The sequence below is a fragment of the Streptomyces sp. NPDC001634 genome, from assembly GCF_040298185.1.
Lineage (GTDB): Bacteria > Actinomycetota > Actinomycetes > Streptomycetales > Streptomycetaceae > Streptomyces.
Window position 1 is genome coordinate 1 of the sequence record NZ_JBEOZU010000176.1, and the last position, 8,368, is coordinate 8,368.

The window sequence follows — 8,368 nt, forward strand, 5'->3', positions numbered from 1 at the left end:
GCGGCACCGAGGCGAACACATCCGCCACGAATAACGCCAACATCGCCCGAACACGGTTCACTTCATGTGCGTCCACACAGTCCTCATGCCCCTGAACACTGCAGGCAGACAGACCTAACGGAGTCCTACTAGTAGTTGGTCCGGTCACGGACGGCATCGGCGTCGACGGGGACGAAGAAGCTGCGCGTGAACGTCACCACGGTCTTGCCGTCCTGGTTGTGGCCGGTCGTGCGACTGGTGACGATCCCGGTGTCCGGGCGGCTTTCGGACAGGCGGCGGCCGGTGATCTCCGTCTCCGCGTAGAGGGTGTCGCCCACGAACACGGGGTGGGTGAAGCGGATCTCCTCAAAGCCCAGGTTGGCGAGGGTCAGGCCGCTGGTGCTGCGTGCGGTCATCCCGCCGACGATGTGGAGGGTGATGCTGCTGCACAACAGGGGCCTGCCCCACTCGGTGAGACTGCTGTAGCGGGCGTCGGTGTGGATCGGGGCATCGTTGCCGCCGAGCGTGGTCATCACGGTGTTGTCGGCTTCAGTGATGGTGCGCCCGGGCCGGTGCTCGATGACCATGCCCTCGGGCAGCTCGTGGTAACCCAGGCCGACGACTTCGCGGTAGCGGCCCTCGGCGATCCGCCGGTACCCCGCGGGTGTGGGGATGCTGGTGGTCACGCGCTCACCTCGCGGGGCGTGCAGTGGTCCTGGCGGGCCAGCAGTGCCCGGGCGGCTTTGACCATGGGCGGGCCGATCATGTGCCCGTCGACGCGGATGATGCGACCGTCCGCTTCTTCGGCGGCGGCCACGATGGCGCGGGCGTCGGCGACTTCCTCGTCTGTCGGGGTGAACACGTCGGTGACGACGGGTAGCTGGCGGGGGTGCACACAGCACTTCCCGGCGAAGCCCAGGTCCTTGGCGCGTTCGGCTTCGCCCCGCAGTCCGTCCAGGTCGTCCAGGTCGAAGTACGGGGAGTCGATGGCACAGACGCCTGCGGCGGCGGCGCTGGTGACGAGCGCGGACCGGGCGTGCAGCATCGCTTCCCAGCCCTTTGAGCAGCCGAGGGCTGTGGCGTAGTCAGCTGTCCCGAACACCAGCCCGGCGATGCGGTCGGCCCGCACGATCGACGGCAGCTTTTCAAGTGCACGCGGCGTCTCGATCAGCGCATACAGGTGCGGCGTGTAGCCGGGCGCGTCGAGTGCCCCGGCGGCGACCTCCATGTCCCGGGCCGCCTCGACCTTGGGAATCAGCACCACGTCCGGCCGGACCGGGTAGTCGGCGATGGCCGCCAGGTCGAGGATGCCGTCACGGGTGGTGGGAGAGCTGATCCGGACCCCGAGGACGCAACCGGCCGCCGGGTGGGCGATGAAGAACGCGGCGGCGGCCTGGCGGGCCTCCGCCTTCACCGCGGCAGGTACGGAGTCCTCCAAGTCGACCAGAGCGACGTCCGCGCCGCAGCGGTGCGCGGCCGGGAAACGGGTGGAGGTGTGGGCGGGCGTGACGAACCATACCCCGGCCGGGGCGAGCGCCTTCTTCATCGACTCGCCCCCTGTGCCGCCAGGCTGCGCACCGCGTCCGGGATTACGTCCTCCTGCCCGGCGATGACCCGCCGCTGGCCGAGCTCGACGAAGACGTCCCAGGGGTGCACTCCCTGGCTCTCGGCGGCCGCCAGGACGGGCCTTTTAAACCCGGAGAACACCCCGGCCAGCCCGGAGGCGAGGCTGGTGGAGTCGATCGTCGGCGGGGCGGGCATCAGCGTCAGCTCGGCAAGATCGGCGGCGTCGGCCAGGCGCCGCAGGTCGATCCCGGTTCGGTGCCCGTAGCGCTCCAACACGGCCACGAGGACTTCCAGCTGGGTGTTGCCCGCGCCCGCGCCGAATCCCCGCGCGCACGCGTCGATCGTGCGGGCGCCGGCCGCAACGGCCGCCACCGAGTTCGCCACGGCCATCCCGAGGTTGTTGTGCCCGTGGAACGCCACGGGCACGTCCACCGCCGCGGTGATTGCGATGATCCGGGCGGTGACGTCGTCGGGCAGGTAGTGACCTGCGCTGTCGAAGATGCACACAGCCTGCGCGCCGTAGCCGACCATCAGGGCGCACTGCTCGGCGAGTTCGCCGGGGCTGGCCATGTGGCTCATCAGCAGCACGCCCTGGGCCTCGGCGCCGAGCTCGCGGATGACGCCCAGGTGGCGTTCGGTGACGCTGGCCTCGGTGCAGTGGGCGGCCACGCGCACCACGTCCACGCCGTGGCGGACGGCGTTGCGCAGGTCGGCGGCGGTTGCCCAGCCGGGCAGCATGAGGGTGGCCAGCCTGCTGTGGGCGAGGGCTTCACGGGCGGTGGCGTGCATCTCGTCGTCGCTGATCCTGCTGCGGCCGACCTGCAGGGAGGAAGCGCCGATCCCGTTGCCGTGGCCGACCTCGACCACGGGGACACCGGCCGCGTCAACCGCCGCGGCGTACGTGCGGATCTGCTCGGCATCCAGCTGATGCCGTACGGCGTGCTGGCCGTCGCGCAGGGTGGGGTCGTGCACGGTCACCTGGGTCAGGGTGGTCATCGGGCGAGCTCCTTCGGCGCGGTGGCCTTGGCGAGGGCGTGCTGCTCGGCCGCGTAGAGGGCGGCGGCGCTGATCACTTCGAGGTTCCCGGCGTGCACCGGCATCCGGTTGCGGGTGGCGGTCACCTCCGCGATCACACGGACCGTGTCGCCGGTGACGGTGCATGAGGTGATCCGGTAGCCGGGCACGACGGTCCGCATGGCCGCCGCAGCGCACTCCACGACGTCACTGACCCGGTCCTGCTCCACTCCGGGGGCCACCATCGTCATGGCGATACGGAACGGCGGCGGTGGCGCGGCCGCGGAGATGTTCAGCATCGCCTTGGCCGCGCCGGTACCGGTGAACCGGCGGATCGCGTCCTGGGTCGTCTCCACGTACTCGTCGAGGTTGAGGCGGCTGGCCCGGCCCACGCTGACGCTGGCGGCCGTGGCCACCATTTCCACGTATTGCGGCCGGTAGTGCTGGGCGAGGGCGTACAGGACGGGGAGCGAGGCCTGCCCGCCGCAGGAGACGAGGCCGATGTGCTGGTGCCGGGCTGCCTGGTCGCCGTTCACGGTCGGCGCGATCAGCGCACCGGCACTGGTGGGGGTGAGGTCGATGAGTACGGCGCCGGTGTCGGCGAGCCGGGACCAGTGCTCGGGGTGCTCGAAGGCGTTGGTGGCATCGAAGACGATGTCGAAGGTCTTGTCGGAGTCGAGCAGGGCGGCGACGCCGCCCGCTGCGGTGGCACAGCCCAGCTCGGCGGCTTGGGCCAGTCCGCGGCTGTGGCTGGTGCGGCCAACGACGAGCCCGCAGCTCAGGTGCGGGGAGTTCTGCATGCGCTCGACCAGGTCGAGCCCGAGTAAGCCGGAGCCGAGGACGGCCGCGTTCACGGTGTTCGATGACATGTGTGGTGCTCCCTGTGTGGGTGGCAGGTCAGACGACCTGCAGATGGATGGCGGGAAGCCGGGTGGAGGTGGCCCGGAAGTGTGTGCCAGGGCTGAGCGGGAGGCTCGCGTGTACCGAGCCAGCCAGGACGATGTCTCCGGCGCGCAAGGTGGTGCCCAGGACGGGCAGGCGATGCGTCAGCCAGGACAGCGCCCTGAGCGGGTCGCCGAGGATGTCGCGCCCCGCTCCGGTCGCCACCAACTCCCCGTCGGCCTCCGCCCGGATCTGCTCGGCGGCCAGGTCCGAGGCCGGATCGAACCGGACGGGACTGCCGGTGATGACGCCAGCGCAGGCGGCGTTGTCGGCGATGCTGTCGACCAGCGTGATGTTCCAGTCGGCGAAGACGGTGTCGAGGACCTCGAACGCGAGGAACACCTCGCCCACGGCCGAACGGACGGTGGCCGGGTCCGAGGGCTCTGCCAGGTCGCGACCGAGCCGGAAGGCGAGCTCGGTCTCGATCCTGGGGTTCATGAAGTCGTCCGACCGCAGCCGGGATCCGCTGGCGGCGACCATGCTGGCCAGGACGACTCCGGAGTCGGGCTCGTCGATGCCCATCTGTTCCTGCATGGCGGCCGAGGTCAGTCCGATCTTGTGACCGGCGATGCGGGCCCCCGCCGAAACCCGCTCCTCCAGGTTGATCCGCTGGATGCGGTAGGCGTCCGTAAGGGTCAGGCCCGGGAACCGCTTCGACAGCAACCGGACAGGAACGCCGGTTCGTGCAGCGTCGGCCAGCTCCCGTGCCAGCCCCGCTACGACTTCCTCCTCCGCCTCGGGCCCGGCCATCTGTCCGGCCGGATGGTCGTCGGCGTTTACGGGACTGGCCATCGACTACCTCCGCATGTGAGCCTGAACGGTCATGTCGCTCGCGGCATGGCGCGCGGCGAGCACCGGCAGGAAGTCGGCGCAGTGGCCGCCGAGCCCCGCCACGTCGGCGTCCGACCCGATGAACGCGATGCGGTCCAGCTCCGGGGTGCGGCCTTGGGCGCTCTCGGCGGAGACGAGCCGCGTGTACTGCTCGGCGAGCTCGTCGGCCGGGCAGGCGGGCGCGCGGAAGTGCACGCCCAGGTTGCCCTTGTCGCCGCGGGTCACAGTCCACAACTCGAGTTCCTCGGAGGCCACTTCACGCCCGGCTTCCTCCGCGAGCTCCAGTGCGGCGTGCCGGCGCAGGCACTCCACGTCCAGGGCGGCGCCCGCCTCGGGAGGCTCGATCGTCCCGCCGGGCAGCTGCCAGCGCCCGGGAGCCGCAGTGGACGACGCCATACGCCCCACCAGCAGCCGACCGTCATCCGTGGGCTGCGCAACGGACACAAACACCGACGGGGCGGACACGGCGTGGACCGGGTCCAGCCGCAGAAGGTACAGGCGATAGGTCGCCCGGTACCAGGTCAGGAGCAGGGTCTGCGAATCCTTCCACTCCAGTCCCGCGCACACCACGGTGGGCCCGTCGAACAGCGACGGGTTCGCCGCGACGGCCTCTTCCCACCTGCGCTCCATCGCCGCCGTCTGCTCATCGGTCAGCCGGGGTGGGTCCGTCTCCGCCAAGAGCAGGCGGCGGACACTGGAAAGCTCAACTGCGAGAGCCTGATTGGGCAACGAAACCTCCTGTTGAGAGCCCTACACGGGCAGCGTTGATCAGGCACGCGATGCCGGCGCGACCCCGGCCGCGAGCCCCAGACCGTACCTTCGTCCTGGCGTCGAGCGACGGCCGGTCACCGTGGGGACCGCCGTACGAGCTTCAACTCGGCCCATACGCGCTTGGCCGACAGTTCGCCGCTGCGGCGAGAGCGGAGCAGGTCGAAGCCCCAGCGGTTGGCAAGGTCGTCGACAAGGAGGAGGCCGCGGCCGTGGCCGGCTTCCTCGTCAGGCGTGCGCAGCTGCGGGTGCCGGTCGGGGGAGTGGTCGGTGACGGCGAGGTACACCCGGTCGAAGGCCGGGCGGCTCACGGTCAGGATGATCCTTGGGCCGTATGTGTGCCGCACGGCGTTCGCGACGAATTCGGACATCACCAGGGCAGCCGTCTCTGCGGCGTCCTCCAGGCCCCACACCGCCATCGCTACGCGCGTGAGCAGCCGGGCCTCCTTTGCCGTCTCCGGGGCGCGGTCGGCGGTCAGCCGGTAGCCGGGATACCCCTTCATCCGGGGACGGGGCGCCGTCATGGTCGTCATGACCGCCCACCAGCGACGGGCCGCGCCGCCCGCAGAGGGCCGAGATGCTCATGGAGGGTGAGCAGGGCGCGGCACTGGACGGCCAGATCCCAGACGTCCTTGGGTGAGGTGCCGATCCCCTCCGCCAGCATGTGGCGGGTTCCGGCGAGGACGTGCCGGGCGGTGCGCCGCTGCTCACCACGCATGCGAGGCTCCGCCCTGGCGAGTTCGGGCACCAGGAGCTGGACGTGCCCGCGCAGCAGGCCACCGAGCCTTTCCCAGTCGTCACCCGCCAGGTCCCGCGAGGCGGACAGGACCGCCCCGTATGACTGCCGGATGGTCTCGGAGTCGACCGGGACGTTGCTGTCGGCGCCCGCTGGGCGGGGCGCCGTGCTCGTCGCCGTTGCGCTGCTTGCAGCGTCTGCCACAGCGGCCTCCCTGATCGGTCATCACGTCACCGTCCACGCAAGCAGCGCAGGACGAGCGAGTGCGACGCCAACGCGATGCAAGAACAATGAAATTTCGTCCAGTTGGGTGAACTGTGGCCAAGGCCGGGGCAACCACAGGGGTGGGGGCGGTACGGTCGCCGCACCCGTCATGTCGGATACCGCCGGAGTCGGTATGGCTGACCGCCCCAAGACCCCCAACGCGCAGCTGCGCGCCGTACGCGAGGATGAACTGCAGAGGTCGCGCCAGGAGTTCGCCAAGCTCATCGTGGAGACTGGCGAGGAGATGGGCGAGACCGTGGCCTGCACCGCGCGCCTGGTAGCCGCATGGGAAGACGGCGACGTCCAGCTCCCCAGGGCGGTCTACCGGCGGATCCTCACCCGGCTGACCGGACGCACCATGCAGGAGCTGGGCTTCCGGCTCAGCGCCCCGGCCCGTCCCGCCGTGTCGGCCGCCGCAACGAACCGACGGGAGGAGGAGCTGAACCGCCGCGGGTTCATGGCCGACAGCGCAGGCGCCATCCTGTCCCTCATTCCCCTACCCTCCTCACGGGACGGCTCCCCGGGCCGTGTCGGCGCCGTCAACGTGCGCACCGTCCACAAGGCCGTGGCGAAGATCTACGCCCACGACCACGACCACGGGTCAGCCGCCATGCGCCGCGACGCTTCCGACGCCCTGCACACCGCCTACTCGTGGCTGCAGGAAGGCACCTACACGGAGAAGACCGGCAAGCGGCTCCGTTCGGCCACCGGCCATCTGTCGATCGCCGCCGGGTGGCTCAGTTACGACTCCGGACGCCCTGCCGACGCGCGCAGCCTCTATAACGAAGCCCTCGCCGCCGCGCGGATCGCCGACGACCCGGGCCTGGAGGCGCACGCCTTCGGCTGTCTGTCCCTGCTCGCCAAGGCCAGCGGTCGACCCCGCGAGGCGATCTCGGCGGCGCAGGGCGCGCAGAGCGTCGCCCGGAGGTACGGCTCGCCCAGGATGCTCTCGCTGTTCGCGATGCGCGAGGCCGGCGGCTGGGCCCTGCTGGGGGACGCCAGCGCCACGGACCGGGCGATCATCCACGCCCACCAGCTGTACGCCAAGGGGCCGCGCGAGGCTGACCCGGAATGGCTGGAGTTCTACAACCCGGGCGAGCTGGCCGGGCTGGAGGCGCTGGCGCGGGCAGACCTCGAACAACACGAGCGCGCGGCGGCCGGGGCTGAGCAGGCGGTGCTGCTGCACGGCGACCAGTTCGCACGCAATCGCGCCCTGTACACAGCCGACGTCGCCATTCAGCATGCCATCAGGGAACGTCCGGAGCCGGAGGCCGCAGCCGAAGCTGCCGGGCGCGTCCTCGCGTACCTTCCGGAGGTGCGCTCGGACCGGTTGCTGCAGCAGCTGCACAACGTGTCGAGCGCGCTGCAGCGGCACGCGTCCGTCCCGGCGGTCGCGGACTGGCTGGAGGAGTACCGCACCATCGCCGGCGTCAGCTGAGGAGGAGACGGTGACCACCCCGAGCACCCGCACCGACGTGGTGATCCGCACCTACGGGCCCGGCCAGGTCCCCCCGCTGATCGACACCCTCGCCGACATCTGGGCCGACAGCCATCCGGAACTGGTTGACAACCCGGGCGCGGAAGCGATGGGCCTGTCCGTACCCGCACTCCACCGCCAGATCACCGGCCACCTCAAACACCCCGGCTTCGTCCTGGTCGTCGCGTACGCCGGCGGCAGCGCCGTCGGCTTCGGCTACGCGTTCCCCTGCTCGCCCGACTACTGGTTCGGCCCCCTGGCCGACCAGGTCCCCGAAGGCGCCCGCACCGAACGGCTGATGGGACTGTGCGAGCTGGCCGTCCGCCCGCCATGGCAGTCCCAGGGCATCGGCACACGACTGCACACCGCCCTGCTCCAGGCCATCGCCCCCAAGTGGTCCTCGTTGCTCGCCCTGCCGTCAAACCAGCGCGGCCAAGACCTCTACGCCCGGCTCGGCTACAAGTACGCGGGGCCGTACCGCAACGCCCCCGACGGCCCGGAGTTCGACCTGCTGCTCCTGCACGTTCAGGACGCCTGACGGGACACTGCTCCCGGTCCGCCAACCGGCATAGCGAGATCTCGCAGCCAGTAGTGTCACAAAATCCGGCCGGGTGGCGTTCTCCCCACCGTGACAACCCACAGAGCCTCGGAGAGGCTCACTCCTGAGAGAGGCTCTGCGAACAGCGATGGACCGCCGCACCTTCTTCACGATCACCGGCGCCGCCCTGTCCACGCTCGCCGCGGGCTGGGCGGCCAGCCCCGCCGCCGCGCTCGCCCAGGCCCGCGCCCGC

At 70.8% G+C, this 8,368-nt stretch carries 10 protein-coding genes; 2 read left to right on the forward strand and 8 right to left on the reverse strand.

The features are described 5' to 3' along the window. Positions 1–128: 128 nt before the first annotated feature. The 8 genes from ABT186_RS46815 to ABT186_RS46850 all read right to left on the reverse strand — a co-directional run bounded on the left by ABT186_RS46815 (position 129) and on the right by ABT186_RS46850 (position 6,040). The gene (locus ABT186_RS46815) at positions 129–665 is read right to left on the reverse strand and encodes a MaoC family dehydratase (protein WP_351930515.1); all 537 of its coding nucleotides are present in this window, start codon (positions 663–665) and stop codon (positions 129–131) included. Next, complete coding sequence (locus ABT186_RS46820; RefSeq protein ID WP_351930517.1) at positions 662–1,525, reverse strand: HpcH/HpaI aldolase/citrate lyase family protein; 864 nt, start codon at positions 1,523–1,525, stop codon at positions 662–664. Before ABT186_RS46820 ends, ABT186_RS46815 begins: the two co-directional genes overlap by 4 nt. Continuing rightward, positions 1,522–2,532, reverse strand: coding sequence for a 4-hydroxy-2-oxovalerate aldolase (gene dmpG, locus ABT186_RS46825; RefSeq protein WP_351930534.1), 1,011 nt, complete (start codon positions 2,530–2,532; stop codon positions 1,522–1,524). Before dmpG ends, ABT186_RS46820 begins: the two co-directional genes overlap by 4 nt. Before the next feature lie 5 nt (positions 2,533–2,537). After that, complete coding sequence (locus ABT186_RS46830; protein WP_351930519.1) at positions 2,538–3,428, reverse strand: acetylating acetaldehyde dehydrogenase; 891 nt, start codon at positions 3,426–3,428, stop codon at positions 2,538–2,540. A 28-nt stretch (positions 3,429–3,456) separates the two neighbouring features. Further along, complete coding sequence (locus ABT186_RS46835; protein WP_351930521.1) at positions 3,457–4,293, reverse strand: 2-keto-4-pentenoate hydratase; 837 nt, start codon at positions 4,291–4,293, stop codon at positions 3,457–3,459. A 3-nt stretch (positions 4,294–4,296) separates the two neighbouring features. Next, positions 4,297–5,061: an NUDIX hydrolase gene (locus ABT186_RS46840; protein WP_351930524.1), complete on the reverse strand. Its 765-nt coding sequence runs from the start codon at positions 5,059–5,061 to the stop codon at positions 4,297–4,299. Between the two features lie 116 nt (positions 5,062–5,177). After that, a complete protein-coding gene (locus ABT186_RS46845; RefSeq protein ID WP_351930526.1) occupies positions 5,178–5,633 on the reverse strand; it encodes an ATP-binding protein in 456 nt (151 codons plus the stop codon). After that, complete coding sequence (locus ABT186_RS46850; protein ID WP_351930528.1) at positions 5,630–6,040, reverse strand: DUF6415 family natural product biosynthesis protein; 411 nt, start codon at positions 6,038–6,040, stop codon at positions 5,630–5,632. The genes ABT186_RS46845 and ABT186_RS46850 overlap by 4 nt, the downstream gene beginning before the upstream one ends. Before the next feature lie 193 nt (positions 6,041–6,233). On the opposite strand from ABT186_RS46850, the gene ABT186_RS46855 reads away from it, so the two are divergent. Together ABT186_RS46855 and ABT186_RS46860 are read left to right on the forward strand one after the other, a co-directional pair. After that, positions 6,234–7,538, forward strand: a complete 1,305-nt coding sequence (locus ABT186_RS46855; protein ID WP_351930530.1) for an NsdA family TPR-like regulatory protein — start codon at positions 6,234–6,236, stop codon at positions 7,536–7,538. Positions 7,539–7,548: 10 nt separating this feature from the next. Next, a complete protein-coding gene (locus tag ABT186_RS46860) occupies positions 7,549–8,115 on the forward strand; it encodes a GNAT family N-acetyltransferase (RefSeq protein WP_351930532.1) in 567 nt (188 codons plus the stop codon). The last annotated feature ends 253 nt before the right edge of the window (positions 8,116–8,368 follow it).